The organism is Cyclobacterium plantarum, from assembly GCF_011290685.1.
In the GTDB taxonomy this organism is placed as follows: domain Bacteria; phylum Bacteroidota; class Bacteroidia; order Cytophagales; family Cyclobacteriaceae; genus Cyclobacterium; species Cyclobacterium plantarum.
Genome location: NZ_JAANYN010000001.1, coordinates 931339 through 957535, shown reverse-complemented (window position 1 = coordinate 957535; position 26197 = coordinate 931339). Strand labels below are relative to the sequence as shown.

Annotated in this window: 26 protein-coding genes, 1 tRNA gene and 2 pseudogenes; 7 read left to right on the top strand and 22 right to left on the bottom strand. The window is 39.4% G+C overall.

Going from position 1 to position 26197, the window contains the following annotated elements; translation table 11 throughout:
* The first annotated feature begins 247 nt into the window (after positions 1 to 247).
* Complete coding sequence (locus G9Q97_RS03970; protein WP_166143330.1) at positions 248 to 937, top strand: sugar transferase; 690 nt, start codon at positions 248 to 250, stop codon at positions 935 to 937.
* A gap of 10 nt (positions 938 to 947) precedes the next feature.
* On the opposite strand, the gene G9Q97_RS03965 is transcribed toward G9Q97_RS03970, so the two are convergent.
* Positions 948 to 2393: a sodium:solute symporter gene (locus G9Q97_RS03965; RefSeq protein ID WP_166143328.1), complete on the bottom strand. Its 1446-nt coding sequence runs from the start codon at positions 2391 to 2393 to the stop codon at positions 948 to 950.
* A gap of 53 nt (positions 2394 to 2446) precedes the next feature.
* Between G9Q97_RS03965 and G9Q97_RS03960 the strand changes: the two genes are divergently transcribed.
* The 3 genes from G9Q97_RS03960 (at position 2447) to G9Q97_RS03950 (ending at position 3482) form a co-directional block, all read left to right on the top strand.
* Positions 2447 to 2734, top strand: a complete 288-nt coding sequence (locus G9Q97_RS03960; RefSeq protein WP_163382422.1) for an ATP-dependent Clp protease adaptor ClpS — start codon at positions 2447 to 2449, stop codon at positions 2732 to 2734.
* Between the two features lie 11 nt (positions 2735 to 2745).
* Positions 2746 to 3366: a recombination mediator RecR gene (recR, locus tag G9Q97_RS03955; protein WP_166143326.1), complete on the top strand. Its 621-nt coding sequence runs from the start codon at positions 2746 to 2748 to the stop codon at positions 3364 to 3366.
* Positions 3367 to 3408: 42 nt separating this feature from the next.
* Positions 3409 to 3482, top strand: a tRNA-Ala gene (locus G9Q97_RS03950).
* A 47-nt stretch (positions 3483 to 3529) separates the two neighbouring features.
* Here the strand turns inward: G9Q97_RS03950 and G9Q97_RS03945 are convergent.
* The 5 genes from G9Q97_RS03945 to rsgA form a co-directional block, all read right to left on the bottom strand.
* Positions 3530 to 4366, bottom strand: a complete 837-nt coding sequence (locus G9Q97_RS03945; protein WP_166143324.1) for a maleylpyruvate isomerase N-terminal domain-containing protein — start codon at positions 4364 to 4366, stop codon at positions 3530 to 3532.
* Positions 4367 to 4444: 78 nt separating this feature from the next.
* A complete protein-coding gene (locus G9Q97_RS03940; protein WP_246255382.1) occupies positions 4445 to 4720 on the bottom strand; it encodes a cyclase family protein in 276 nt (91 codons plus the stop codon).
* 39 nt (positions 4721 to 4759) lie between these two features.
* On the bottom strand, positions 4760 to 5212 hold the full coding sequence (locus G9Q97_RS03935; RefSeq protein WP_166143322.1) for a DUF1569 domain-containing protein: 453 nt from the start codon (positions 5210 to 5212) through the stop codon (positions 4760 to 4762).
* Between the two features lie 70 nt (positions 5213 to 5282).
* Positions 5283 to 5489, bottom strand: coding sequence for a VOC family protein (locus G9Q97_RS03930; protein ID WP_166143320.1), 207 nt, complete (start codon positions 5487 to 5489; stop codon positions 5283 to 5285).
* Positions 5490 to 5827: 338 nt separating this feature from the next.
* Entirely contained in the window at positions 5828 to 6919 is a 1092-nt protein-coding gene (rsgA, locus tag G9Q97_RS03925) for a ribosome small subunit-dependent GTPase A (protein ID WP_166143318.1), read from the bottom strand.
* A gap of 416 nt (positions 6920 to 7335) precedes the next feature.
* Between rsgA and G9Q97_RS03920 the strand changes: the two are divergent.
* A pseudogene (locus tag G9Q97_RS03920) lies at positions 7336 to 7416 on the top strand (transposase); the annotation flags it as partial.
* 20 nt (positions 7417 to 7436) lie between these two features.
* Here G9Q97_RS03920 and G9Q97_RS03915 read toward each other — a convergent pair.
* From G9Q97_RS03915 to G9Q97_RS03870, 10 genes are all read right to left on the bottom strand, one after another.
* On the bottom strand, positions 7437 to 8696 hold the full coding sequence (locus tag G9Q97_RS03915) for a TlpA disulfide reductase family protein (RefSeq protein WP_166143316.1): 1260 nt from the start codon (positions 8694 to 8696) through the stop codon (positions 7437 to 7439).
* Between the two features lie 123 nt (positions 8697 to 8819).
* Positions 8820 to 9011: a hypothetical protein gene (locus tag G9Q97_RS03910; RefSeq protein ID WP_166143314.1), complete on the bottom strand. Its 192-nt coding sequence runs from the start codon at positions 9009 to 9011 to the stop codon at positions 8820 to 8822.
* The gene (locus G9Q97_RS03905; protein WP_166143312.1) at positions 9001 to 9576 is read right to left on the bottom strand and encodes a zeta toxin family protein; all 576 of its coding nucleotides are present in this window, start codon (positions 9574 to 9576) and stop codon (positions 9001 to 9003) included. Before G9Q97_RS03905 ends, G9Q97_RS03910 begins: the two co-directional genes overlap by 11 nt.
* A gap of 112 nt (positions 9577 to 9688) precedes the next feature.
* Positions 9689 to 10138 (bottom strand): hypothetical protein, encoded by a 450-nt coding sequence (locus tag G9Q97_RS03900; RefSeq protein WP_166143310.1) that lies wholly within the window; start codon positions 10136 to 10138, stop codon positions 9689 to 9691.
* Positions 10139 to 10680: 542 nt separating this feature from the next.
* A complete protein-coding gene (locus G9Q97_RS03895; RefSeq protein WP_187357703.1) occupies positions 10681 to 11478 on the bottom strand; it encodes a cupin domain-containing protein in 798 nt (265 codons plus the stop codon).
* 34 nt (positions 11479 to 11512) lie between these two features.
* A complete protein-coding gene (locus G9Q97_RS03890) occupies positions 11513 to 12646 on the bottom strand; it encodes an aldo/keto reductase (protein WP_166143308.1) in 1134 nt (377 codons plus the stop codon).
* Positions 12647 to 12664: 18 nt separating this feature from the next.
* The gene (locus G9Q97_RS03885) at positions 12665 to 13426 is read right to left on the bottom strand and encodes an SDR family NAD(P)-dependent oxidoreductase (RefSeq protein WP_166143306.1); all 762 of its coding nucleotides are present in this window, start codon (positions 13424 to 13426) and stop codon (positions 12665 to 12667) included.
* 248 nt (positions 13427 to 13674) lie between these two features.
* Positions 13675 to 14472 carry a glucose 1-dehydrogenase gene (locus G9Q97_RS03880; RefSeq protein ID WP_166143304.1) on the bottom strand — a complete coding sequence of 266 codons (798 nt, stop codon included), beginning with the start codon at positions 14470 to 14472 and terminating at the stop codon, positions 13675 to 13677.
* Positions 14473 to 14533: 61 nt separating this feature from the next.
* Complete coding sequence (locus G9Q97_RS03875) at positions 14534 to 15520, bottom strand: quinone oxidoreductase family protein (protein WP_166143302.1); 987 nt, start codon at positions 15518 to 15520, stop codon at positions 14534 to 14536.
* A gap of 44 nt (positions 15521 to 15564) precedes the next feature.
* Positions 15565 to 16608 (bottom strand): alpha/beta hydrolase, encoded by a 1044-nt coding sequence (locus G9Q97_RS03870; protein WP_166143300.1) that lies wholly within the window; start codon positions 16606 to 16608, stop codon positions 15565 to 15567.
* A gap of 169 nt (positions 16609 to 16777) precedes the next feature.
* On the opposite strand from G9Q97_RS03870, the gene G9Q97_RS03865 reads away from it, so the two are divergent.
* A complete protein-coding gene (locus G9Q97_RS03865) occupies positions 16778 to 17593 on the top strand; it encodes a helix-turn-helix domain-containing protein (RefSeq protein ID WP_222851899.1) in 816 nt (271 codons plus the stop codon).
* Between the two features lie 147 nt (positions 17594 to 17740).
* Positions 17741 to 17857 (top strand): annotated as a pseudogene (locus tag G9Q97_RS03860) (helix-turn-helix domain-containing protein); the annotation flags it as partial.
* A gap of 359 nt (positions 17858 to 18216) precedes the next feature.
* On the opposite strand, the gene G9Q97_RS03855 reads toward G9Q97_RS03860, so the two are convergent.
* From G9Q97_RS03855 to ltrA (G9Q97_RS03830), 6 genes are all read right to left on the bottom strand, one after another.
* Positions 18217 to 18771 (bottom strand): hypothetical protein, encoded by a 555-nt coding sequence (locus tag G9Q97_RS03855; protein ID WP_166143298.1) that lies wholly within the window; start codon positions 18769 to 18771, stop codon positions 18217 to 18219.
* 137 nt (positions 18772 to 18908) lie between these two features.
* On the bottom strand, positions 18909 to 20129 hold the full coding sequence (gene ltrA, locus G9Q97_RS03850) for a group II intron reverse transcriptase/maturase (protein ID WP_166143287.1): 1221 nt from the start codon (positions 20127 to 20129) through the stop codon (positions 18909 to 18911).
* A gap of 795 nt (positions 20130 to 20924) precedes the next feature.
* Positions 20925 to 22472 carry an ADP-ribosylglycohydrolase family protein gene (locus G9Q97_RS03845; RefSeq protein ID WP_166143296.1) on the bottom strand — a complete coding sequence of 516 codons (1548 nt, stop codon included), beginning with the start codon at positions 22470 to 22472 and terminating at the stop codon, positions 20925 to 20927.
* Positions 22469 to 23131 carry a DarT ssDNA thymidine ADP-ribosyltransferase family protein gene (locus tag G9Q97_RS03840; protein WP_166143291.1) on the bottom strand — a complete coding sequence of 221 codons (663 nt, stop codon included), beginning with the start codon at positions 23129 to 23131 and terminating at the stop codon, positions 22469 to 22471. The genes G9Q97_RS03845 and G9Q97_RS03840 overlap by 4 nt, the downstream gene beginning before the upstream one ends.
* Before the next feature lie 2 nt (positions 23132 to 23133).
* Positions 23134 to 24642, bottom strand: coding sequence for a 3'-5' exonuclease (locus tag G9Q97_RS03835; protein ID WP_166143289.1), 1509 nt, complete (start codon positions 24640 to 24642; stop codon positions 23134 to 23136).
* Positions 24643 to 24875: 233 nt separating this feature from the next.
* Positions 24876 to 26096, bottom strand: a complete 1221-nt coding sequence (ltrA, locus tag G9Q97_RS03830; RefSeq protein ID WP_166143287.1) for a group II intron reverse transcriptase/maturase — start codon at positions 26094 to 26096, stop codon at positions 24876 to 24878.
* Positions 26097 to 26197 lie beyond the last annotated feature (101 nt).

Here is a 26197-nt window from a genome sequence, read left to right as displayed (position 1 = left end):
TCATTTTGATAAAAAAAGTTTAAAAATTATTAGATTTTTATGATACAGGTCATAATATTAAAAATATATTAAGAAATCCGCTTTAAATATTATCAAATTTAAAAACAAAAGAAAAATATTAGGAAATTAAAAACCTTTATTCTACATTTGAAATGCATTTTTAAAAATACAAAATTACACTGTTGGTATTGTGGCACGATAATGGTTAAGGGAACATCTTAAATTGATTATTTAAAACTGAAAAAATATGGCCTCTACAATTACCGAGAGAAAACCAGCCTCAAAAAACATGAATACCAGGGGTAGATTCTTTAAATCCTTTCCCGTGGTTTTCTTCGATGAATCTCAGTTAGTGGTAAAAAGAGCTTTAGATCTATCCATCAGTGTAGGACTGGTTATTTTTGTTTTCTCCTGGCTCTTCCCCATAATTGGTTTTATAATAAAAGTAACATCAAAAGGACCTGTATTTTTCCAACAACTCAGGCATGGTAAGGACAATGTGCCTTTTTACTGCTTCAAGTTCAGGACCATGTATATCAACGATCAGGCTGATGTCAAACAGGCAACCAAAGATGATCCCAGAGTTACCGGGATAGGTAAATTTTTGAGAAAATCCAGTTTGGACGAGTTGCCTCAATTTTTTAACGTCATCATGGGAGACATGTCTATTGTGGGCCCCCGGCCGCATGCAGTCCCTATGAATTACAAATTCTCTGCAGAAATCGACAATTTCATGTTCAGGCATACGGTTAAACCCGGTATCACCGGACTTGCCCAGGCGAAAGGTTTTAGAGGAGAAACAAGAGACTTCTACGATATTTATTCCAGATGTAAACTGGACATCTTTTATGTCAACAACTGGTCTCCATTTCTTGACCTTAAAATCATTTTCTGGACCATTGTCTCTTTGCTGATCGATAAAGACAAAGCCTATTAAAGGCTAAAGTTTAGCTTTTCCTACTTACGATCATCAGCCCGATAAACATCAACAAACCATTTAGGATCAGTAATTCAAAGCCAAATTGATAGCCCCCAAACCAGGCTTCCGATTGGAAGGAGAGCAAAAAGGAAATTAAGGGGGCCAATACTGCCAATACCGGCACCCACTTGTCCCGAACCTGGAATTTTGTAAACAGCCCAAAGGAGTAGAGTCCAAGCAGGGGCCCGTAAGTATAACCAGCAATGGTAAATACTGCATTGATCACGCTCTGGTCATTGATCCACCGGAATCCGAGAATTACCAAAAACATTATAAAGGTGAACCCCAGATGCACTTTTTTCCTCAGACGCACCGCTTCTTTTTGGGTATACTTTTTATCGATCTCAAGGAAATCATAACAAAAAGAAGTGGTCAGGGCAGTAAGGGTGGAATCAGCACTGCTGTAGGCTGCCGCTGTGATGCCAAGCACAAAAACCAATCCCACAAAGGTTGAAAAATAGGAAGTAGCCAATAACGGATACAAGTCATCTGTCCTTTCCGGAAGAGCAATCTGATGTTCCGCTGCATACATGTACAATAAAACACCCAGAGCCAGGAAAATAAGGTTTACAAAGACCAGGATGTTGGTAAACCAAAACATGTTCTTCTGGGCATCCTTCAGGTTTCTGCAGGTCAGGTTTTTTTGCATCATGTCCTGATCCAATCCGGTCATTACGATCACAATAAATGCCCCGGAGAAAAACTGCTTGAAAAAATTTGTTCCGGATTTCCAGTCCCAGTCAAAAACCCTGGAATAGGGTTGCTCTGAAACCGTAACCATCAAATCTCCCAATCCGCTCAATCCCAGTTCTTTTGCCACCAATATGATACTCACTACAACAGCCAGTAACATGAAAAAGGTCTGCAGGGTATCCGTCCAGACCACTGTTTTTATTCCACCCCGAAAGGTATACAACCAGATCAGGGTAACTGTGATCAAGACCGAAACCCAAAAGGGTATCCCCCAATGATCAAATAAAATCAGTTGCAATACGCCTGCAACCAGAAAAACCCTGATGGAAGAACCCAGAGTCCTGGAAAGAATAAAAAAGAAAGCACCGGTCTTGTAGGACCAAAAACCAAACCTGCTTTCCAGATAGGAGTAAATGGACACCAGGTTGAGCCGGTAGTATAGGGGCAGGAGTAATTTTGCGATCACCGTATACCCCACTGTATACCCAAGCACCAATTGAAAATAATAGAAGTTACTGTTTCCCACCTCTCCGGGTACAGATATAAAGGTAACACCGGACAAGGAAGCCCCTATCATGCCAAATGCCACTAAAAACCAGGGAGACTGCCTATCACCGGTAAAAAAAGTATCTGCGGTCAATTTTCTGGAAGTAAGCCAGGAAATAAGGAACAACAGCAAAAAATAGGACGTTATAACAATTAATACTAAATTTGAATCCATATTGACTGAGGCTAAAGGCCGATAAAGTTGTGATTAATTATTAACTTTGCAAAATGAAACCTTTAGAACATTTAGTGGAAACCGAAGAAGAATTACTACTTGATGAGCTGGTAGATAAGGAAGAGCATGATCTGGTTGTATTCAATGATGATTTCAATACCTTCGATCATGTCACCAAGATTTTGATCAAAGTTTGCAAACATAGCCAGGAACAGGCTGAGCAGTGTACCATGATCATTCATTACAAGGGAAAGTGTTCTGTAAAGAAAGGCAGCATCAGCAAATTAAAGCCCATGTGTGAATCCATCCTTGATGCTGGCATACAAGCTACCATCGTATAAATTCCCCTTTGGTGAATTTCTCCTCCAAACTTATTGAGAATGCTGTTACTGAGATCAGCCGCCTTCCGGGCATAGGTAAAAAAACAGCACTCAGGTTAACCTTACACCTGCTCAAACAAAAAGCCCCGGTAACTACCGCCTTAACCGATGCCCTGATCAAACTTCGGAACGACATTCAGTACTGCTCCGTCTGCCACAATGTCTCGGACAAAGAGGTTTGCAGTATCTGCGAGGGCCACAAAAGAGATAAAAGCCTTATCTGCGTGGTGGAAGACCTGCCGGATGTCCTGGCGCTGGAAAACACCAATCAATACACCGGACTCTACCACGTTCTGGGCGGGGTAATTTCACCCATACAGGGCATAGGTCCCGATGAAATCAACATTGATTCCCTGATCAAAAGAATCATCCATCCTCCCTCCGGACAAGCCGTGGAAGAAGTTATTCTTGCTCTTCCTGCCACCATGGAAGGAGATACAACTTCCTTTTTTATTACCAGAAAGCTAAAAGACCAGGGGGTCAGGGTCAGTACCATTGCCAGGGGAATTCCTGTGGGTAGCGAATTGGAATATACAGACGAAATCACACTGGGACGAAGTATTCTTTCCAGAATAAAATATTCTGCGGAATAATTTGGGGAATAGAATTCCCTACATATATTTGCACTCCCAATCGGGGGATTAGCTCAGTTGGCTAGAGCGCTACACTGGCAGTGTAGAGGTCATCGGTTCGAATCCGTTATCCTCCACTTTTAAATATTCACAAAACCTGTAACTGATTCAGATACGGGTTTTTTTATGCCATTACCGCTAGCATATCAAAAAATTTAAGCCCCAATTCTCGTTTGCCCTTGATTTCGGAATTCGCTAAGGCTTCATCTTGCCTTATACCCCTTGTAAATATTCTCCAGGCCAATTCGTCGGGTATACTGACTTCACAGGATGTCGCCTGTGTAGCAGACTCCAGCAATTCCCAACTGCCATCATAGTACAGGTACCAACTCTTTTCTGTCTCTCCGTTAAAACTAAATTTGATTAGATCATTTTCCTCACCCGCTACACTCTTGTAATGATGGGGTAGTGCCCGAAGCGAAGTGTCCAGGTAGGGAAGATACCATTTCTCGTTAAGCAATTCCTTTTCACTTCCAATGGCCAGTCTGATCTGCTGTTGATGGTGCCATTTTTCGGTGTACTCCCTGGCTATGTGAAACCAGTTTTTCGATTCGTTTTCGCCCGCCCAGGCAACTGGAAATCCGGCCTTATCATCAGGAGCCAGACTTGCCAGAAAATTAAAGTATTCGTTTCCGGAAAGCCGTAATAAATCAATGATGACTCTTGGACTAAGTCTTTTTGCCGCCCTTACCCAATCCGCATTCAACCCATTTAGAAAGCTAACCAGATCCGAATGGGAATTTACTTTTTCGGGCTTTTCGCCATAATAACCATCTCTTAACATGGAAAGCGTCCTCAGGTTTCCATCCAAAAGGTGTACGGAAATGTCTTTTACATTCCAATCCCGGCTGATGGTTCGTGCCTCCCAGTCCGCCGGAGACAATTCCTCCAATAAACTGATCAGCATACTGTCAAGCTCCTGAATCAACTGAATGACATCAATTTTACCTGGTTTTTTCATTTTGAATTTTTTCGGGCATTGTAAGCGTGTGGCTCAGGTTACCTTCTTCGTTGGTAATGAAGTTGTACTAGTCCTGTTTCAAAAGACTTTGCCTTCTGTATAAAACATAGATAAGGGCATCGTATCGATTGATTTTCCTTTATGTTGAATTTCCATGTGATTAATGGCATCAACATGGGTTCCTGTATGCTCCCCTAATTCCAATTTATGAACAGCAGGAGTTTTGGTTGCCGGATTCCTAATCCCATTCCATTCTTCATGAGCATTATGAATTGTCATTTTTACTTGAGGAAGGTCTTTATACACTGGCATACCTTGATAAATTTCCTGACTCAAATCTATTATTTCGATCATGGCTGTATTTTTCTGAAAATTGTTGGCAAATGCCCGTTTTTATACTCCAAATTGCCTCAAATGGTGGTCAGTATGCTTGTAAACTAATATGCCTATCTGTTCCTTTGTCATTTTACCAAAGAAGTCGTGGATAAAATCCGGATTGCTATAGTTTTCATATTCACCTAACAATGAAATCCATTTTGATTTTTCAGCCTCCAAATCACCTTTCAATTCCTTTACTTTGAATTGGGCGGACGTAGGAATATTCTTGTCAAAAGGTTTTTCGTCTTTTATCATTTTCTTTAATGCTATCTTTCCAAATATTTTGCCCAAAAATGTTTGTTTATAGCGATACTTATCTTTTCCAAGAATCCACCCATTCCAATACGTATTATGCATTAGCATTTGAATAACGTTCATTTTCCCCCATTCAGCTTTGTTATCTTGATTGATTCGTCTAATTCTATAAATTAGGTCCTCTCTATTATTTTTGTTGAAAATTGTTTTCATGTGTTTATCATTTGATTTTAAAGGTCATAACCTGCCCTGCACCTGTCTTGGCTTATTGTTACGATATTTGTCATTCTGCACTGTCATCGTATTGCATCGCACAAATCAGGTTTCCTTCCGTGTCCAAAAACTTGGCTATCCAGCCCACATTGGGAATTGCCGTTTTGGGCATTCCAAAAAGTTCTTCGAATCGGGCCAGCACCTGCCACAACATAATAAAGGTTATAAGCGCACCAAGCCCATCGAATAAGAGGATTTTTTTGGCGGAAATATTCATGACTAACTTTTCGACAACATAATTGCAAAGCTAAGAAACAAGTTTAGCAATGCTCTTGACATAGATCAAGAAATCACTTTTCCTCCCTAATCCGACTTAAGGTTTCTTGCGTTATACCCAAATAAGAGGCAATATGTCCAAGACTAATTTGCTGGGTTATGCTTGGGTAACGAGTAAGCAAATGGTCATATCTCTCTTTTGCTGACAAAAACATCATGCCTGCCAATCGCTCTACCAAATCAAGAAAAAGTAACTGAGAAACTTTCCTTACCAATCGTTCATGTTCTTGGTTTTCTTCCAGAAAGCATTCCATTTCATTGTATATTCTGCTATATCGTCTATTTTTTATTTAAATTGTTGTGCTTCGTACTTAATTTTTGCATGTCATTTTTAAAGTTCTTTACCATTTTACCGAATGATTTCTCCTTTTTCCTCCTTTCTGCAACAGTAAGGTCAAAATGGTCTTTCTCTCTTTCAATTTTCAAAAAGTTCTCATAGGATTTTCTATCAATCTCGCCCTGTTCAACTGCCTCAATTACAGCACAACCAATTTCATTCCTGTGGGTGCAATCCGTGAATTTACACTTCTTTGAAAAACTGAAAATTTTATCAAATGTATTTTCTAAACCATCTGCGGAATCAATTATTCCAATTTCTCTCATGCCTGGATTATCAATAAGTATTCCTCCGCTATCAATAACAGATAACTCCCGGTGACTGGTTATATGCCTGCCTTTATTGGTGCTTTTACTTATTGACTTTGTTTTCATGATGTTCTTGCCAGACAGGTTGTTTATCAATGTTGATTTACCCACACCCGAAGAGCCCAGTAAGCAATAGGTCTTTCCTTTTTCTATTACTCCTTTGATGGAGTCATAACCATCTTTTGTTTCATTGCTGATAGCAAAAATTGGGATATTCATTATCCTTCGTTTGATATTTTCAACTATTTCATTGAGGTTTTGAGGTTCAATCAAGTCGGTTTTAGTGAGAACGATAATTGGACTTACTTTTGATGAATAACAAATCGTCAAATACCGTTCAAGGCGGTTGATGTTAAAATCCCTATCGACTGCTTGAACCAAAAGTGCAAAATCAATATTCGCTGCAATTATCTGAGTTTCGCCAAACTTCCCAACTGCTTGTCTTGAAAGCATTGATATTCGGGGAAAAACGCTATGAATGATTACAAAATCAGCATTACAATTTAATAGGGTAACCCAATCTCCAACAACAGGAAAGTCTTCACGACTTTTGGCGGTGAACCTAAGATTTCCTGTAATCTCAGCTTCAAATTCTCCCTTTTCATTCTTTACAATATATCTTTCCTTGTGTTCGGCTATTATCCGGCCAATTTCAAAATCCTCAAGATTATTTTCCTTTCTTAGTTTTTCGAAAGTGTCATTATATCCTAATTCTTCTAATGTCAAGTTATTTTTCATTTTACAGGGAATCTTTTTCTATAAAGTCCAAGTGTTTCAGGCAGGAGACCTGAGGTGTTTCGGAATACTTAACAGGCAGCCGGTGATGAAGCTTTCTAATAAACTGAAATTTGCAGAAACCACTGTCCGCCCTATGTTTTAGAACCATTGCTGCACTAAACCTACGGTAGTTTTTCAAAACTGCCCGATATGGTTTAATTAATATTTTCGATCAAATACCTCTTAGAATCTTAAAAAAAGCAAACCTTATCGAGAGAACCTGTACCAATGTAGCAGGATTCAGGGAACTTTACGAGAAATTCAGAAAAAGAAAATCAAATTGGCCGACAGAGGTGAGAGCACCATGCACGATTATTAGCTCCACTTGCCAAAGCTGGCCCTGTATTGCAACGATCTACCCACTTTGGGGGCAGCAGCTAAGCCTCCATCCCCACCGGCACTGCATCGTACCCGGAGGAGGAGTCACCAAAACAGGAAAGTGGAAGACAGCCTTGTGCAAATCTTTTTAATTAAGTCGAAATTCTAATTCCATTCTAACTTCTTCTGCTGTCGGGTCTTTAGCTAGAATAATTCCATTTTCGTCTATTAGGAATATACCACCTCCACCACCGCCAACACCATATTTTTCCCAAATACCATTTTTTCTATCGAGTTCAACCAAATTTAACCAAGACCATTTTTCTTTATCAAGAAACTTAATTAATCTGTCGGTATTATAAAATTCTCCAGCAACTCCAACAATTGTAAATCCTTTGTCTTTATATTCATCGTAAAGAGGTACCATTGTCCTACTTTTAGCTATACAAGGACCGCACCAGGTTGCCCATAAAACCAATAGAGCAACCTTTCCTTTTATTTTATCAGATAATTTTATATTATTTCCATTTAAGTCAGGTGCTGAAAAATTTGTATACTTTTTACCAATTTTTACATTTTCTATAGCACTTATCAAATTAGAAGCTAATTCATTGTATGGGTGATTTGGGATAGCTTTTGATAGTATTTGAAAAGATTTTTTGGCAGAATTTATATCAATAGATTCTTTATTATAAATCAGTTCGCGCAATAAAAAAGAATAAGATACAATAGTTGGATTATTTTCTATGTAATCTTGCTGAAACATTTTATGTTCCTCAGCTATAGGTTGCATTTTATCTTTTAATTCTTTTGCTTTTGGGCTTAACTTTTGACCTAATTTCTCTAAATGATCAAGTTTTTTGTTAATAACCAGCTTTTCATCTTGACTTTTGGTTTCTCTTAATTCCGCGTAAAGTAATTTTGCTTTATCGCTGTTATATTCATCACTTTTAAAAAGTTCACCTATGCTATCCTGAAGTGGTTTTATCCTATCATTAAATTTGCGCTCAACATTTTCTTTAAATTTTTTGTATTGAGCATTTAGGTCGCCTCCTTCAATTATATTTTTGTCAAACTCTTCTTCTGAATGAATAGTTAAATTAATTTTGTCGTTTTCTAAAAACAAAGGCATATAACGTCCTCCTCCATTTTCTTTCGCTTCTCCTAGAAAAAGCTTTACTGCTTCCGGATTTTCAAGTTTAGATTCTAAGTGAAATTTCCCATTTACAATTGGTATCTCAATTAAAGAGTCAAATCTCATATCCTGATTTGGCTTTCGTAAAAGAATAGACGCAGTTTCAGTTCCGATTACTTTTCCATTGATTTGCAAAACTTGTTCTTTCTCTGGCGAACAATTCAATAAAAATACTATTGTTAATAGTAACGAAAATTTAGTAAGGTATTTCATTCTCGATTTCGGTTTTAAATTTTGCACAACGGTCAAGTATGAGCGTAGTGAGGGATTTCGGAGCGAGTCACTGAAAGCCCAACGTAATATTTTTAAGGAGTAAAAAAGCTCAATTTCAGCAATTTACCCCGCATTACGCTTATACAATGTTGTGGGTAGTATTTCATTTGGGTCAACAGCGACAATTTTTCCGTTCCTTACCACAATCATTGGACTTTTCTTTTGCTTTTTGTATTCGATTAGCCTTCTGTATGTCTCTTCGAGGCCTTTGACTATTTTATCCCGTTCCTCTTTCAGTTGTTCTTTAGTTCCCATAGTAATTCCTTTTTAAATCTTCCCATTGTTCAACATTATTAATTGTTTCTTCCTTCAATGCGCCTTCAGCTATAATCTCATAAGTATCTCCTGAATTGTCAACAAAAAGCCAGTTGTCCACCTTGGCAAGAAATAGATTGAAAAAATTCTTAAGACCACTTTTATACCTCCTCCTTATCACCTCTTCCGGTATATGGTGGCCTCCTTCTTTTACTCTTGTTTCCACTCTTGAAATAGCCAATTCTTCCGAATTTAGCCAGAAAAACAAGCATGTAACCTGGTAATCCATTTTTTTTGCCCTATCAATAAATTGGACATAGCTTCTAGTTGAAAGAGTAGTTTCAAAGGCAAAACTCTCTCCTGATTCTAACAATCTTTTAATTCTTTTCAACATCAACCTGCCTGCTTCTATTCCTGCTTTTTCAGGCTGAAAAGGAGAAATACCTCTAGCAATTTCGTCCGCATTCACAAACTCTTTGCAATCAAGTATTTCTGGTAGAATTGTGTAAGAAGCAGTTGTTTTTCCGGCTCCGTTGCATCCAGCTATAACGTATAGTCTTTTCATTTCAGTCTAATATACGAATTTCTATCAATGGTGGTAGAATCTGGATATTACCCACAACGGTTTTGCTATGAGGTGGAGTAGCTAACTTAGTCTTGTTATGGGTTATAATTCTTCAGTGTCCATACTTTATAAGTACTTCCTCACTAATTCGGCACTGGCTTCTTGACTCTAATTTGAGATAGTCTGCCTTATTCACCACACAAACTTTCACCTTGAATCCAGCTGTATCCATGAATCTAAGTCCGTTCGTGGAAAGCATATCCTCAAGGTCAAGTACTAATGGTTTGGATGAGTCAGTGTAAAACACTGTTTTGAAATAATGCTCTTCTTCTTTTCCAGAGTTTTTCATTACTCGGAATACATCCACCATTCCCACTGTTTTATAAGGCAGAGGTATACCTTTAATCACGAAAGATTTTGGCTTTACTTCCGAATCGTAGTAATCTCCATTCTTTAGGTTGACTGTCTCTTTAGCTGTCGTTTTATAGGAAAGACTCACTTGTCCTTCTGCAATGAAGCAAAGAATAGATAAGATTATAGTTAAAGATAGAGTTCCTTTCATAATTACTTATTGCCCATAACGGGCAAGTATAAGCGTAGTGCGGGATTTCGGAGCGATTCACTGTCCGGCTACACTAAACTTTGATAGATGCCAAAATACTCAATTTTAGCGATTCCGCCCGCATTACGCTTATACAATGTTAGCGGCTGTGGTTCTTTATTTTCCTGTCCGTGTCGGCTAATGCGAAGGTGAAAAAATTAAAAAAAGAAGGGAAGGAAAAATTTTAATCGGGTCGGAAAAAGGGCAAGCTCTTTTGCAAGTTTTGGTCTGTGCGTTGGCTTGTGCGACATGCAAATGTGCTTGACCTTGTGAGGTGGAATATTTGTATAGTATATCTTGGCAAGTAGCGGATTTTACACGCAAACTTTTTGAATTATTACACATCTTGAATTTATGAAATTCATTTTTGCATAAGCACTTAAACCGCTATTTTTTATGTTGTTGTATGCAGGCTTTTTTTCATACCCTTTGTTGTCAGCCTGGGAACACAGCTCTTTGAATCCGCAGGAACGAGAATTGCAATGTGCGGTGCATTTTGGGGTTCATTCGGTTCTGGTTCTATACACCAAATCAGTAACGGCTTCCTGCCAATTTACAATTCCTTTTTCAGTATTTGGTACGATATAGATTTGTTGCAGACCTACGTCTTCACTTGCTCCGTGCCAATGCCGAACATTGGGCGGACATTGAACTACATCGCCCTTTTTTATGACTTCAATTGGATGCCCTTCAATTTGGTGGTAACCAACACCATCCGTAATTATCAAAATCTGTCCTGATGGATGCGTGTGCCAATTGCTTCTGGCTCCAGGTTTAAAGTAAACATTGCCTGCTACCGTAGTAAAAACGGAATCGAGTTGAAACCCAAAATTATTTGCATTTCCGGTGAAAAATTCGTTGGAGCCTTTTTCGCCTTTAGGGAATATGGCTTCCAATTCTTGTTTGTTTTCTGTTTCCATTTCCTTTTTAAAAATTTTATTCATTGTTTCTAAATCAATTGCACTCATATCAACCAATTTTAGTGATTTTACCATTTCTAAAGTAGTCGTTTTGTATTGCTGAAAATGAGGGGTTGCAATGTGTGATTTGTATGCTTCTTCATCTGCATAGATTTCCAAAATCCTTATTTGTGTGGAATCTTCTTTCTGAAACATTGGAAAAATAGAAATTACCTCAGCTTCCAGTCTAACCGATGCTTCTGCTTCTGTTTTCAAAATACTTTTGTATCCTGATAAATATTCAGGAAAGATTTCTATTTCTGAAATACGAATGATTTGTTTTTGTTGAGCTAATACCATTTGAGCCGAAAAACACATTAGCATAATTATTAAATGTTTCATTGTTCTGTCTTTATTGATTAGAAATATAAAATGACTAATTCCTTATTTGTTTTTGTTGTTCAGCAGGATAGCGGTCGCCCACAATTTCAATTTTTGCAACTTCATTTTCCAAATCCTGCCATTCTTGCTCAGAAATATCCAAATTGGTAGTAGCCATATTTTCGTGCAGATGTGCAAATTTTGTTGTTCCAGGAATTGGAACAATCCACTCTTTTTTATTGAGCAACCAACCTAAAGCCACTTGTGCAGGCGTTAATCCTCTTTGGTGTCCGAAGTCGATTAAAAGCTGAACCAGTTTATAGTTTTCTTTCATTGCTTCAGGTTGAAAACGGGGCCAATCTTGTCGCATATCATTTTGCGGATAAAATTCCCATTGGTCGTTAAGCATTCCTGTTAAATATCCTCTACCAACTGGACTGTAAGGCACAAAACCGATTCCTAATTCTTCGCAAACAGGCAAAATTTCCCTTTCCGGTTCACGCCACATTAACGAGTATTCACTTTGAATGGCGGTAAGTGGTTGAACTGCGTGGGCTTTTCTTATAATATCAGCACTTACTTCACACATTCCAAAATGCTTTACTTTTCCTTCCTGAATTAAATCTTTTACCGTTCCTGCAACATCTTCAATCGGCACATTAGGGTCAAAGCGGTGTTGGTAAAACAAATCAATGACATCAATTTTTAAGCGTTTCATCGATTCTTCAGCAACTTTTCTAATTTGTTCCGGACGACAGTTTTGCCCCACACTTTTTCCGTTTTGAATGTCAAACCCAAATTTTGTGGTAACGGAAATTTTATTCTTGAATTTACCTAATGCTTCGCCTACCAGTTCCTCGTTAATGTAAGGGCCATAAACTTCGGCGGTATCGAAAAGTGTTACACCCATTTCTACAGCTTCTTGCATTAGTTCAATCATTTTTTGTCGATTGGGAACACGGCCACGATGATAGTTTGCACCCATACATCCCAAACCAAGTGCCGAAACCTTAAAAGCTGACTTCCCTTTTCCGAGTGTGCGCATAGGGATTTTGTTTATACGCTTTTTGTTTAGATTCTCTGCCGAATTCGAAAATGAAACAGCGGGAACAGTTAGTGCAAAAGCACCTAACAAAGCACTCGACTTGATGAAACTTCTTCTATTTGAATTTTTTTCTGAATTGTTCATTTTACTATATTTTTAAGATTATTGAATACTATATCCACCATCGGCAACCAAAGTATGTCCTACGATGAAACTTGACGAATCGCTACACAACCAAACCACAGCATTTGCCATTTCTTCGGGTTTTCCGTATCGTCCTGCAGGTACGGTTTGCAACATTGCGTCTAAAGCTTCTTTTTGTCCGCCCTCAATCATTTTTTCTGCCATTGGTGTGTAAATCAACCCTGGGCAAATAGTGTTAATTCGAATTCCCAACGGTGCGTATTCCAAGGCTGCGCTTTTTGTTAGTCCAATAACACCGTGTTTAGATGCGTGGTATGTTCCCCGCATTGCACCACCTAAAATTCCACCAATGGATGAACAGTTTACAATGGCTCCAAACCCTTGTTTCCGCATTTGTTGCAATTCATATTTCATACAGCTCCATACACCTTGTAGGTTTACACTAACAACTCGGTCAAAGTCTTCCTTGGTTTGGTCGGCAGCTTCTGCCAGTTCGTTTTGTACGCCTGCATTATTGTAGGCGGCATCCAATCTTCCGAATGTTGCTACTGTTTTATCCACCATTGCTTTTACCTGCTCATCATCAGAAACATCACAAGTGATAGCGAGCGTTTTGTAGCCCTTTGCCGTTAACTGTTCTGCCGCTTTGGTTACCAAATCCTCATCATAATCGGCTAGGGCTACCGATGCGCCTGCCTCCGCGAAAGCCTTTGCGGCGGCAAACCCTATGCCTTGTGCTGCTCCCGTAATAAGAACAACTTTATTTTCCATCAGTTTCATAATCAATTCTTTGTTTTAGGTTATTATTAAAAATTCTGTTGCTGTTTACCGTGATTTTCTCACGCTATAATTTACAATACAAAGGTTTTGCCTTATCAAAACATATTACTTATACAAACCACGGATTATGCTACCATTTTCACAGATTGGCACGTAGTTGTAATCATCTAACTTTGGAGCATAAGACAGTTATAAAAAGGGCTTTTTTTATCGTTTCATTCGGTAATGACTGATTATTTTTTTCATCTTTACTGCTCTATGTTTTCATTACCAACGCCAACGGTTTGTCCCCCGTCCACAACAAGAGCGTGTCCAACCATAAAGCCGCCGCCCTCTGAACATAGCCACAGTACTGCCGATGCCACTTCTTCAATTTTGCCCAATCTGCCGATAGGTTCCTGTGCTATCATCGCTTTGTAACCCTCTGGAGTACCTCCCGAAAAACGTCTAATCATTTCGGTATCTATCACACCGGGGCAAATTGCATTGATACGGATGCCGGATGCCGCATAGTCCAATGCTGCCGCTTTTGTAAGGCCGATTACACCGTGTTTAGCCGATACATAAGTTGCTCCGCCTTTAAAACCTTGTACCCCTGCACTTGATGAGTTGTTCACAATTGCGCCACCGCCATTTTTCAACATAAGTGGGATTTGGTATTTCATACACTTGAATACCCCTGTTAGGTCGATGTTGACCAAACGGTTAAATTCTTCTTCTGTAATCTCGTGAAGTGGCTGTATTTTATATTCAATACCTGCATTATTAAAAGCAAAGTCAAGTTTCCCAAAACGTTCGATAGTTTTATCGAGGGCATTTTTGATGCTTTCCGAATTGGTTACATCAACTGTTACCGCAAGTACATTACCTCCGATTTCTTCAATCTGTTTAGCCGTTTCCTGATTCGCCACTTCGGAAAGGTCTGTTACCACTACGTTTGCACCCTCTTTGGCAAATGCGATTGCCGTTCCACGACCAAGCCCGCCACCTGCTCCGGTAATGAACGCAACCTTACCTGCGAATTTTCCATTTTTTTGATTTTCCATTTCTTGATTTTTTAAGTTTCTTATTTGTTTTAATCCAATTATTTGATAACAGGTAGTTCTTTTAAGGAATTAACACTATTGTTCCAGTTCTCTTAGGTGATGTAAGCAACTCGTGAGCTTTGGGTGCTTCTTCCAATGGGAGCGTCAAAGGGTCATCTATTTTAATAGTTCCTTCAATTATTGCAGTATATAAATTGTCAGCCATAGAAAGCAACTTACCATAATCACTTACGTGATGGTCTAAGTCGGGGAATGTTGCATATAAAGAACCGTGAGCCGCTAAATCCCACAAATCAATACTTACGGCTCCGGTTACCATACCATAATTCACATAGTAGCCAAAGTTGCATAATGAGTTGAGCGATGCTTCTGTTACTGCTTTTCCAAGACCATCGTAAACAACATGAACCCCCTGACCATTGGTAAACTCTTTAACTTTAGCGGCAACATCCTCTGTCAGCGTATTGATAACAAAGTCAGCACCAAGTTCTTTGGCTATTTCTTTTTTATCCTCTGTATCAACAGTTGCGATTACCGTTGCACCTTTACTCTTTATCCATTGTGTAAGTATCGAACCAACACCACCCGTGGCAGCATGTACCATGGCAATCTCGTTTTTTTGGATAGGATAGGTGTAATGTGCCAAATAATGCGCTGTTAGACCTCTTAACGTAATACTTGCTGCTTTTTCAAAGCTCAATTCTTCCGGTAAGGGCATCGTTAAATTAGCTGAAACGATATGTTCTTCTCCATACGCTCCCAATGATTGGGTATAAACCACACGGTCGCCGGGCTTGAAGTTTTCTACATTTTCTCCGACTTCAAGAACAATCCCCGCTCCCTCTTTGCCCGGAGTGTAGGCTTCAACTTCTTTATCTTTATGGCGCATGTACGTTTCATTTCCCTGACGGGTATAAACATCCGTATAGTTTACACCAATCGCATAATTGCGAACCTTAATCTGATTTGGTGCTGGATGACCAAGTTCAACATCTTCTACCTTCATAACTTCCGGGGAGCCGTGTTCCCTTGCTACTATTCTTTTCATCGTATTTTAAGTTTGACTTTTTATTGAACAACATTTTTAAAATCTTATTTCAGATATTCAGTGAAGAATGATTTCAGCTTATCAAAGGGTATCAAATCTGTTTTGTCATACAAATCTACATGCCCCGCTTTTGGAACGACATACAGTTCTTTTGGTTCTGCTGCCATTTTATAGATATCTTCAGTAAAATAGCGTGAATGCGCATTTTCTCCCATTATTAAAAGGATTGGTCTTGGTGATATTTCTTTGAGGTGGCTCAATGACGGAAAATTCATCATTGACATACTGCTTGCCACGGTATGTTGGGTCAATGAGTTGGGGTGTTGTCCTCGTGGTGTAGAATAATATTCTGCAAATTCACGGCTTATAGGGTCTGTATTTTTATCGAATTTTAATGGAGCACCTCTTGGTGATAATGTCGGCTCATTGCTTCCAAATTCTTTCCAACGCAGTTCACCGATAGCGTCTAATTTTTTCTTTCGTTCCTCCCGTGTCATTGCATCTTTCCAGCCATTGGCTTCTGCCCGGCTTATGTCATACATGCTTATCGTTGCAATTGCTTTGATGCGTGTGTCTACCTGTGCTGCACTCAAAGCAAAACCTCCACTGCCACATAGCCCTATGACGCCGATTTTTGTTCTATCAACAAAGGGTCGTGTACCAATAAAATCTACACCTGCACTAAAATCTTCCGCAAACACATCAGGTGAAGACGTATTTCTCGGCTCACCACTGCTGTATCCTTTGTACGAAGGGTCAAAGGCAATGGTGACAAAACCACGTTCTGCCATATTTTGAGCATAAATTCCGGCAGTTTGTTCCTTAACACCGCCATAAGGCGGCCCAACAATTATTCCCGCATGCTTTTTAGTGCTATCAATACCCTTGGGCAGATACAAGTCCGCAGCAATTGTAATTCCATACCTGTTCTTGAACGAAACTTTCTGCCTTGTGACCTTATCACTTAATTTAAAAGTATAATAGTCGGTTTGTTCTGACTGTTTCATATTGTTTGTTTTATTTAATTGGGCAAAAGTCTGTCCCGTTATCATAAGGAATGCGATTGCCAATACTGTTAACTCTTTCATATATAATTATTTAATTTCACCAAAAGGATTAAATACATTCTATTCATACCCGATTACCAAATTTGGTGATACAAAGGTACAGACAAGGGACAAGCACTATATTACATTTATGACGCGAATATTGTCAAATAGTACGTATTTTTGATGAAATTTAGTTATTAGAATAAAGATGGTAGAAAATCAAAAGATTATCCTTTATAAAGCTGCTTCAACAGCTCAATTTCCCGAAGACTTTCAAACCCGGTTCCACACGCATATTTATTGTCAGCGTGGAGGTGTAAAATTTGTATTCAATGGTCAAACGTATCATTGCAAAAAAGGGGAATTTATCTTTTGGCTTGCCGGGCTTGAAGTTTCAGACCTGTCTTTCTCGAAGAATTTTTCCGCTACGGTATTGTTTGTGGACAGGGATTTATTAACCGAAAACTTTCCAAGTTTAACCGGAAGTATTGATGCCATTTTGCATTCCAAAGAAAATCCGATTTTGCACCCTGAAAAGAAAGACACGGAGAAAATATTAAAGAACTTCCAGTTATTGTATGATAAATCCCAAGAAACAAACCACCGCTTTTATGGGGAAGTGTTGAAACTTCAAATGCAATTGTTTCTTTTGGAAATGTGGCACATATTCACCGATGAACTCGACAGGCGTAAGCGAAGCCTGCAAAGTGGTACAATGTATGAACGATTTATGCAATTGGTACAGGAACATTGTATGAAAGAACGGGAAGTTCGTTTTTACAGCGATAAGCTGAACATCACTCCCAAATATCTCAACTACATCTGCAAGGTCAATACCCGTATTACGGCTTCGCAATGGATACAGCGTTATGCAAAAGAGCGGATAATACTTCAATTGCAGAGCAAAAACCTGAATATTTCGGAAATTGCCGATGAAATGGAATTTTCGAGCCGTTCGTTCTTTACCCGCTATGTAAAAAAGCTGTTGGGTGTAAGTCCGAAGGAGTACAGAGAGCGACTGTAAATAATAAAAAAAACAAAGGGGTACGCCCATAAAAACTTTCAATGCGCTTACACAAACCACGGATTATGCTACCATTTACTCTGATTAGCACGATAAAGGCATTGTAGTATGATATAAACAGTAAATTTGTATTGGTTTTTAACCACGAATCAATCCATAAGTGAAATTGCTTATGGACTGGGTTTTAATTATCCGCAACATATTACTCGTTTGTTCAAACAAAAAGTTGGGGTAAGTCCGAAAGAGTATAGAAGTTTAAACTAATTCCGATTGTCTCTATTGTGCGTGGGCTGATTGGCTCTTTTGGGTTTGCGAAGCTTTGGTTTTGCGTGTCGGGCAAACCCAAATGGGCCAATTGCGTTGGCATCAAAATTTTTCCTGTGCGGTGGGCTTTTTTTTAATTTTTTTCGTGTCGGTGGTTGTCGTGGTTAGTGTTTGTCAGATGTTTGTATGTTGATGTTTGTTGTGTCTTTTTACCATTGCCGCTAACGGATCGGCCATATGAAGTGGCCCGATTTGCGTGTAGTATATTCGCTTTCTTGTTTTTGCCTTAGCTGCGCGGGAGCTGCACTCCCAAAAACCGCTAAAGCCAGGGCTACTTTATGATGGCTTGTTATACGCTTTTATTTTGTTATAGCGTACACATGACATGGTTTTCCTGTAGAAGGATTATTAATGTCAATTTTGATTCTGATATTGGATATTAATTCTGCAATAGTCTGATTCATGAAAATGTTTTCTACAACAAAACAGCCACTTGTCTCACATTTCTTATCAAATTTTATATGCTCTTCGCCATGATTTCCAATGCCGCAAGAATCTATTAAAATAAATTTTGGTTTTAATGCCAATATATAATCAAGAACAGGTTCTGATAGAAAAGTATTTGCTTCACCGTATTCTTTTGTGCCATATCCAAATTTATTCAAGACGTTTGTATAGAGAATTAAAGCTTTATCTTGAATATTCCTCTTTTCTATTTCATTTATTTGAGGCATTTCGTTAAAACATCTAATTAATTCCACTTCTAATTCATATTCAGATTCTTTAGGTGAAACGGTATAACAATCAATATGTGTTCCAATATGTCCTAAAGCATTTACAGAATCTGATTGTTTTTTCGCCCATAAATATGATGGGTGCTCTTCAGATAGTTCTAAACTTAATTTATGTATCACTTCTTTCTTTTTTTCAAATTGCGTATAATCGGGTCAGGCGGGGGAATTGCACCCCTACCTTCCCACGGAACCGTGCATGAGACTCTCACCTCACACGGCTCTTCATGTTTATAAATCGCTCGGTCCTCCGAAGATACCTAAGGTTGAACCAATTTCCAATGCGCAAACAGTCCCGGTGAGGACTTGTACTGACGCTTAAGCCATCTGACTGCCGCCATTTTGTACAATCCCTTCTCCCATTTGACCCATTTGAGCAGACGGTGGTTGAGTTGATTCCATACCTCACGCATAGATTCTCCTCTTAGCTTGTGATAGTAGTTGAGCAGTCCTCGGACAACCGGATTGAGTCGACGGGCAATCTCCTGAATAGGCTTGCGCCACTTGTGGATTGCCAGTTCCCTAAACTTTCCCAGTATAGCCGTTTTGGACTTGATGCTAACAAACGTGCCCGGTAACAGCATTCCCCTTCCTTTGATGGTCTGCATCGATGCTTTGATAGTGAAGCCCAGAAAATCGTACTTCCGTGGATATTTGGTCTCAGACCAACCCCGGAGATTTACAATCTTCGTCTTCACAGGGTGCAGTTCCAGATGACAGACCCTCATGCGTTGGCTGATTTGCCTAAGCATAAATTGGGCTTGCTTCTCCGTCTTGCAGTGTATCACTACATCATCCGCATACCGTTCGAATGGTTTCTCCGGATGAAATCTCTTCATCCATTCATCAAAAGCCACATGAAGATAAAGGTTTGCCAATAATGGGCTCACTACCCCACCTTGGGGTGTACCCGCACTTGTCCTCAAAATCTCCCCTTCCGCCATGATTCCTGCCTTTAGCCATCTGGACACATACATCGCTACCCATTCGTCCTTGCAGTAATGCCTCAAGGCTTTCATCATCAGGTCATGGTTGATGTTGTCGAAGAACCCTTTGATATCCAGGTCTACCACAAAGTCATGACCGAAACAATTTCGCTCTGATTGTTTTACCGCTTGGTGGGCACTCCTTTTAGGCCGATAACCAAAGGAACTCTCATGGAAAAGTGGTTCAAGCTGTCTTTCCAAGTGCTGACGGACTACCTGCTGGGCGATACGGTCAAGAAGGGTCGGTACCCCCAATTTGCGGACACCGCCATCTTTCTTGGATATTTCCACCCGCTTGACAGGTACCGGAAAATAACTCCCCGAGGTCAGTCGGTTCCATAGTTTATACAGGTGTGAGGTTAGATCGCTGTCCAGTTCCTCCCAGTCCATACGGTCTATGCCCGCACTGCCCTTGTTCGATTTTACTTTCTTGTACGCCTGCCATACCATCAACTTGGTAATTGGTTGCGATTTTGTTTCATAGTAGTCTGTCATCCCAAATTGATTGGTTGTAAACTGGTTTGAAACCAAACATGTCCAGCCCTTCGCTCCACTCCCATTACAGGAGCCTCATCACTACTACGGCTGGATCTGTCCCCCATGCCTCACCCAACCACGGGTGCCGGTTTCCTCTCTCGATTTGGCCTGACGGCATGGAGTTCACTTGTTCCTTGAAATGGCCTATACTGCGTTCCTGCCAGCTTAACCCCGGATGCGGTGTGACCGGTATCTTCCGGGCGTCTGCCACACTTTGTCACAGATACAAACGTAACTACCTGTTTTCCACATCATGATTTGCTTTCTCGAGGCTTCATCACTGGTTTATTTTCATTCAGCTCCATCAGCACTTACCTACGGGGATCACTGTCCCCGTTTTTCCTTACCGCTCACCACATACTAGTTTCCTAAACTATGCAGCGCAAGGCGGTTTGATGGCTGCTCCGGCAAGCCGCCATCGGAGGGCCTCTCTATTGGTTGCCCAATAGTCCTCCATCCATTTCAAAGCATTCAGCCCCTTGGGGCTAATTCAAGTCACACACGGTTCTCAGCTATGCGCAGGCAGGGATTTTCACCACTGAACTTCCTACGAAGAACTGAACTTCAAATTTTCCTCTTCCCTGTCCTACGAAGCACAAAACCCCTGCTTGCGTATAGGTGATGTTGTGCCTTCGTTGTTCTTTTTCGTCCGTTGGTTTGTCGGTTGTTTTTGTCGTGCGATGGGGCAGACACACTCTTTGCCAAGCTTTGGTTTTTGCGTTGGCTAGTGCGGCTTGGCAATGTGTGTGGCTGTTAGCGTTTGGCATTCTTCTCTATTTGGTTTAAGATTTCTCTGAATTCCTTTTGTTGCTCTTTGTTTAATCCATTCAAAAATTTATCAATTCGTTCTTTTGTTTGAAAGTCTATTTTCAGAGCATTCAAAAAGTTTATGTCTTTTTCAATTTCGTTTTGATTGTCAGGCGATTCAGATTTTGAAATCTCTTTTTCTGTTTTGTTTAAAATTTGGGCAAATCGACAACTTTGCCCCAAGTCAAACTCAACATCAATTATTAGATTATACTTCCCTTTAGTTAATGTGTCTTGCCTGTCAATATGAATCACCTTTCCTTTGCCTAGAGGTGTAAAAAATATAGTTTCATCTAATTCAAAATTGTCTTTTTCAATAGTATTTATTGACTTTAACTCTGGAAAGTTTTCGCTTTTTACTTCTGTCGCCCTGCTCTCTGAAATTTCTAATAACCTTATAGCTATATTTTCAAGATAATCTGAATCTTGAATTGATTTAAATCTATCAGGAATAATAGATGTACCGTGTAGTGAGCCAATTAATCCACCTGCGAAGGCCGCAATGCTATCTGTATCAGTACCAATTGAATTAACAGCTTGTTCTATTCCCTTTATTGGTTCTTTATGATATTTACAGCAAAGAAAAATACCTGCAATGACTGTGGACGTGCCCGAGCCTTTTGTGTCTGAATTGAAACAACCTAAAGTTTTAAGTGCCTTTTCGTCTTCGGTTTTATTAGTCAGACTCTTATAAACATCACGCAAATACTGTTGGGTTTCATCGAGAATCGTTTGATATTGCTCTTTGAATGGTATTTTGGCTTTACTATTCCATTCTTTTTCCCAACTGCTAAAATTGGCTTTTTGAATAAATGGAATTGAAAGCTTATGATGAATATCTTTTCCAAGTTCTGTTAAAAATGCTTCGTACGTGAAATGTTCAGGTCGAAATTTAAGAATTGTATCAACTGCATAACCATAAAGCATAGCCCCAATAATCGCTCTTGGGTGTCCGTGTGTTACAATACTGTTTGCAAAAATTTCTTCTTTGATTTTATCAATTTCTCCAAAGTTTGCAAGAGCAATAGGAAGAATTCGCATTGCTGCACCATTTGCTCCGCTTTCTCTATAATCTATCGTTGTATTACCTGCCTTGTAATTAAAAAAATTACTATTCCATTTTGCTGATTTACGTTCAATCTTTCTCGCTGCATTTTTGATAGTTCGACCTGCTCCACGTGCATACAAAAGCCAATTTGGCAATTCTATTTTAGAAAAATATTCACGGTCAATAGTGCCGTCAACTTTAATTGACCTTGCAACAGAAAGCAAAAGTTGGGTGTCGTCTGAATACGAACCTTTTGTCAAATTATCTATGTATCCATTGAATCTCCCACCAACTTCTTTTTTCCATTCGTAGAAATTGGAAACATAATCAGTTCCATATTTTAACTTCAATGAATCAGAGCTTTTCTCAAACTCTGTTATCCAACCAAGGGCATCCCCAATTGCAGCGAGCTTAATCGCTCCTTTATATTTAGTTTCTGGTTTCATATTGCTCTATTTGGCGAAAAAATTTCTTTATCAACAACGAAATTACTAGTATTAAATTCTGACAATGCAGCTTTGGCAGACGCTAAACTTTCCTGAGAATCAAAACACACTTCAATAATACTTTCAACAGGTATTTCTTCCTTTACTAGCACTTCAGCTTGAACATTCGTTGGGAACTTTGAATTTATCCTGCCACGAACACCAAAAGGAATGTTTATGTTGTTCGCAAAAAGCATTTTAAATTTTTCAATGTCGCCCGTTACCCCTATTGACTTTGCAGCATTTGATGCGGCATTAGTTACTGCAAACTTTGTTTCCTTTTCATAGATGTGTTTTGGGTCAATTTTCAAGACACACCAATTTATGGTTATGTCATCTTTAGTTCTCTCTTGGAATTTAGAAAACAAAAAAGTGTTTGGGCCTGAAATAGATAAATTTATAAAGCTCTTATCATCATATCTGACGTTATCGGTGAACTGGACGTAGTCCAATATATCGAATTGGTCAATATCTAAATTTTCAAGGACTCTTCTTGACATTAGTTTTTCTTGCTCTAAAATGCTGTACAGGTTAATAGTTGGCGTAAAGTGTATTAAATACTCAATTCCACGCCTTGATATTTCGCCTTGAAATTCTATGTAATCTTTCTTTAAATCCATAATTAAAATGGTAGGTCGTCATCTTCAAAATCTTCATCTGAGGAAGATTCTGTAACATTATTCAATAAATCATCATCAATCTCGGCTATGTATCTAGATGGGCTATCCTTGTCGCCTATTAGATAAAGACCTGTTCTTGCTCTAGTCATACAGGTATATAAAAGTCTTCTTTCTGTTGAAATATGAAATTCATCATCTGTCTCAATAAAGCCTGGGGGATAGGGAATAACATCGTCTGTTAAATCCATAATGAAAACATTATTAAACTCTAACCCTTTTATGGACGACATAGTACAAATTTTGATGCTATCACTATTGTAGTTTACAGGCTGACTAGATTTTACAAGCTCAGTTTGAAAACCATTATTATTCAGATAGTTTTGAATTCTTCTTACTCCATCATTAGTTCTGTGTAAAATAATAGTGGTACTTATGTTTCCTTGATTTTTGAGGTTTTGTAGTTCTCCTTTCAAATAATCAAGTTGGTCATCGAAGTCTTCAAAAAAACCTACAATTGGTTTTTCACCACCTTTAAGTGCTGTTTCTACTTCCGTAAACTCTGATTTATCTTCTTCATTCTCCAACAAAGAAAGTGCTGCACGAGCAATGTGTACAGAATTTCTATAATTCTTTTTGAATTCTATAGTTCTACCACCACGAACATTTAAACCAACTTCCGACCAAGTAAACCCACTCTTAAAAATCCTTTGAGCCGCATCTGCTATGATTGAAATACTCTCTGTTTCTTGAGATACCAATTTTGAAATAACTAGGATTTGAGCTTTGTTCAAATCTTGTGCTTCATCAATAATTATATGAGTAAAGGGTGGTTTCCAAAATGGGTCGTTTTCTATTTTCCGTAAACTATTTATCGCATAATCATCAAAATCAACTTTTCCCCTGTTTTTTAGCTCTTGATTATATTTTAAGTATACATTCCATATTACTTCTTTATCATTTGCAGTAACCCTATCCGATGTACCCCTTCCTATACGTTTTGCTTCTAAATATTCTGTTTTTGTATTGAATAGTTTTCCTTTTATCCAAGAAATCTCTTCTTGAAAAAACTCTGAACTTTTAGTTAATACGTTTGAGCTTGTTGATGTCTGTGAGCTTTTTATGTTTTCTATAATTTCAATCTGTTCCCATTGCATAACAGTTGTGTTGTACCCAATTCCTGCAAAATGATATGCCCAACTGTGGAAATTCACAATAGTTACATTTAGTCCGTCTGGTGTTTTAGGTTTTATTTCGTCAGAGTCTTTCTGATAACCACCATTTATATAAGGACTTACTGCTCTTATGTAGGCTGTTAATGTTTTATTGAAAGTGAAAATTACAATTTTAGCTTCTTGAAAAAGAGTGTTCTGCGTTTCTAATAGGTGTTTTGCCCTATATAGTGCAACAGTTGTTTTGCCACTTCCTGCAACTCCCTTTATTTGAATGGGGTTTGTCGGTGGTAAGAATAGCACCTTCTTTTGTTCTCCTTTTAAAGTTATCTTTTTTAACATATCATTTCAGTTTCTGTCGAGCGTTGGCAAAATTCAAGCTCTTTTGGTTTTTTGTTTGGGTTATGCGTTTGGCAAAAACCAAATGTGCTTGAATGTGCGGTTGGCTTTCTACAATGAGGCACAATCGGGTCAGGCGGGGGAATTGCACCCCTACCTTCCCACGGAACCGTGCATGAGACTCTCACCTCACACGGCTCTTCATGTTTATAAATCGCTCGGTCCTCCGAAGATACCTAAGGTTGAACCAATTTCCAATGCGCAAACAGTCCCGGTGAGGACTTGTACTGACGCTTAAGCCATCTGACTGCCGCCATTTTGTACAATCCCTTCTCCCATTTGACCCATTTGAGCAGACGGTGGTTGAGTTGATTCCATACCTCACGCATAGATTCTCCTCTTAGCTTGTGATAGTAGTTGAGCAGTCCTCGGACAACCGGATTGAGTCGACGGGCAATCTCCTGAATAGGCTTGCGCCACTTGTGGATTGCCAGTTCCCTAAACTTTCCCAGTATAGCCGTTTTGGACTTGATGCTAACAAACGTGCCCGGTAACAGCATTCCCCTTCCTTTGATGGTCTGCATCGATGCTTTGATAGTGAAGCCCAGAAAATCGTACTTCCGTGGATATTTGGTCTCAGACCAACCCCGGAGATTTACAATCTTCGTCTTCACAGGGTGCAGTTCCAGATGACAGACCCTCATGCGTTGGCTGATTTGCCTAAGCATAAATTGGGCTTGCTTCTCCGTCTTGCAGTGTATCACTACATCATCCGCATACCGTTCGAATGGTTTCTCCGGATGAAATCTCTTCATCCATTCATCAAAAGCCACATGAAGATAAAGGTTTGCCAATAATGGGCTCACTACCCCACCTTGGGGTGTACCCGCACTTGTCCTCAAAATCTCCCCTTCCGCCATGATTCCTGCCTTTAGCCATCTGGACACATACATCGCTACCCATTCGTCCTTGCAGTAATGCCTCAAGGCTTTCATCATCAGGTCATGGTTGATGTTGTCGAAGAACCCTTTGATATCCAGGTCTACCACAAAGTCATGACCGAAACAATTTCGCTCTGATTGTTTTACCGCTTGGTGGGCACTCCTTTTAGGCCGATAACCAAAGGAACTCTCATGGAAAAGTGGTTCAAGCTGTCTTTCCAAGTGCTGACGGACTACCTGCTGGGCGATACGGTCAAGAAGGGTCGGTACCCCCAATTTGCGGACACCGCCATCTTTCTTGGATATTTCCACCCGCTTGACAGGTACCGGAAAATAACTCCCCGAGGTCAGTCGGTTCCATAGTTTATACAGGTGTGAGGTTAGATCGCTGTCCAGTTCCTCCCAGTCCATACGGTCTATGCCCGCACTGCCCTTGTTCGATTTTACTTTCTTGTACGCCTGCCATACCATCAACTTGGTAATTGGTTGCGATTTTGTTTCATAGTAGTCTGTCATCCCAAATTGATTGGTTGTAAACTGGTTTGAAACCAAACATGTCCAGCCCTTCGCTCCACTCCCATTACAGGAGCCTCATCACTACTACGGCTGGATCTGTC

Coding starts and splice junctions, on each gene's coding strand:
- G9Q97_RS03970 (WP_166143330.1), top strand. CDS start 248: ATGGCCTCTACAATTACCGAGAGAAAACCAGCCTCAAAAAACATGAAT.
- G9Q97_RS03965 (WP_166143328.1), bottom strand. CDS start 2,393: ATGGATTCAAATTTAGTATTAATTGTTATAACGTCCTATTTTTTGCTG.
- G9Q97_RS03960 (WP_163382422.1), top strand. CDS start 2,447: ATGAAACCTTTAGAACATTTAGTGGAAACCGAAGAAGAATTACTACTT.
- G9Q97_RS03945 (WP_166143324.1), bottom strand. CDS start 4,366: ATGAAAAAACCAGGTAAAATTGATGTCATTCAGTTGATTCAGGAGCTT.
- G9Q97_RS03940 (WP_246255382.1), bottom strand. CDS start 4,720: ATGATCGAAATAATAGATTTGAGTCAGGAAATTTATCAAGGTATGCCA.
- G9Q97_RS03935 (WP_166143322.1), bottom strand. CDS start 5,212: ATGAAAACAATTTTCAACAAAAATAATAGAGAGGACCTAATTTATAGA.
- G9Q97_RS03930 (WP_166143320.1), bottom strand. CDS start 5,489: ATGAATATTTCCGCCAAAAAAATCCTCTTATTCGATGGGCTTGGTGCG.
- G9Q97_RS03915 (WP_166143316.1), bottom strand. CDS start 8,696: ATGAAATACCTTACTAAATTTTCGTTACTATTAACAATAGTATTTTTA.
- G9Q97_RS03910 (WP_166143314.1), bottom strand. CDS start 9,011: ATGGGAACTAAAGAACAACTGAAAGAGGAACGGGATAAAATAGTCAAA.
- G9Q97_RS03905 (WP_166143312.1), bottom strand. CDS start 9,576: ATGAAAAGACTATACGTTATAGCTGGATGCAACGGAGCCGGAAAAACA.
- G9Q97_RS03900 (WP_166143310.1), bottom strand. CDS start 10,138: ATGAAAGGAACTCTATCTTTAACTATAATCTTATCTATTCTTTGCTTC.
- G9Q97_RS03895 (WP_187357703.1), bottom strand. CDS start 11,478: ATGAAACATTTAATAATTATGCTAATGTGTTTTTCGGCTCAAATGGTA.
- G9Q97_RS03890 (WP_166143308.1), bottom strand. CDS start 12,646: ATGAACAATTCAGAAAAAAATTCAAATAGAAGAAGTTTCATCAAGTCG.
- G9Q97_RS03885 (WP_166143306.1), bottom strand. CDS start 13,426: ATGAAACTGATGGAAAATAAAGTTGTTCTTATTACGGGAGCAGCACAA.
- G9Q97_RS03880 (WP_166143304.1), bottom strand. CDS start 14,472: ATGGAAAATCAAAAAAATGGAAAATTCGCAGGTAAGGTTGCGTTCATT.
- G9Q97_RS03875 (WP_166143302.1), bottom strand. CDS start 15,520: ATGAAAAGAATAGTAGCAAGGGAACACGGCTCCCCGGAAGTTATGAAG.
- G9Q97_RS03870 (WP_166143300.1), bottom strand. CDS start 16,608: ATGAAAGAGTTAACAGTATTGGCAATCGCATTCCTTATGATAACGGGA.
- G9Q97_RS03865 (WP_222851899.1), top strand. CDS start 16,778: ATGGTAGAAAATCAAAAGATTATCCTTTATAAAGCTGCTTCAACAGCT.
- ltrA (WP_166143287.1), bottom strand. CDS start 20,129: ATGACAGACTACTATGAAACAAAATCGCAACCAATTACCAAGTTGATG.
- G9Q97_RS03845 (WP_166143296.1), bottom strand. CDS start 22,472: ATGAAACCAGAAACTAAATATAAAGGAGCGATTAAGCTCGCTGCAATT.
- G9Q97_RS03840 (WP_166143291.1), bottom strand. CDS start 23,131: ATGGATTTAAAGAAAGATTACATAGAATTTCAAGGCGAAATATCAAGG.
- G9Q97_RS03835 (WP_166143289.1), bottom strand. CDS start 24,642: ATGTTAAAAAAGATAACTTTAAAAGGAGAACAAAAGAAGGTGCTATTC.
- ltrA (WP_166143287.1), bottom strand. CDS start 26,096: ATGACAGACTACTATGAAACAAAATCGCAACCAATTACCAAGTTGATG.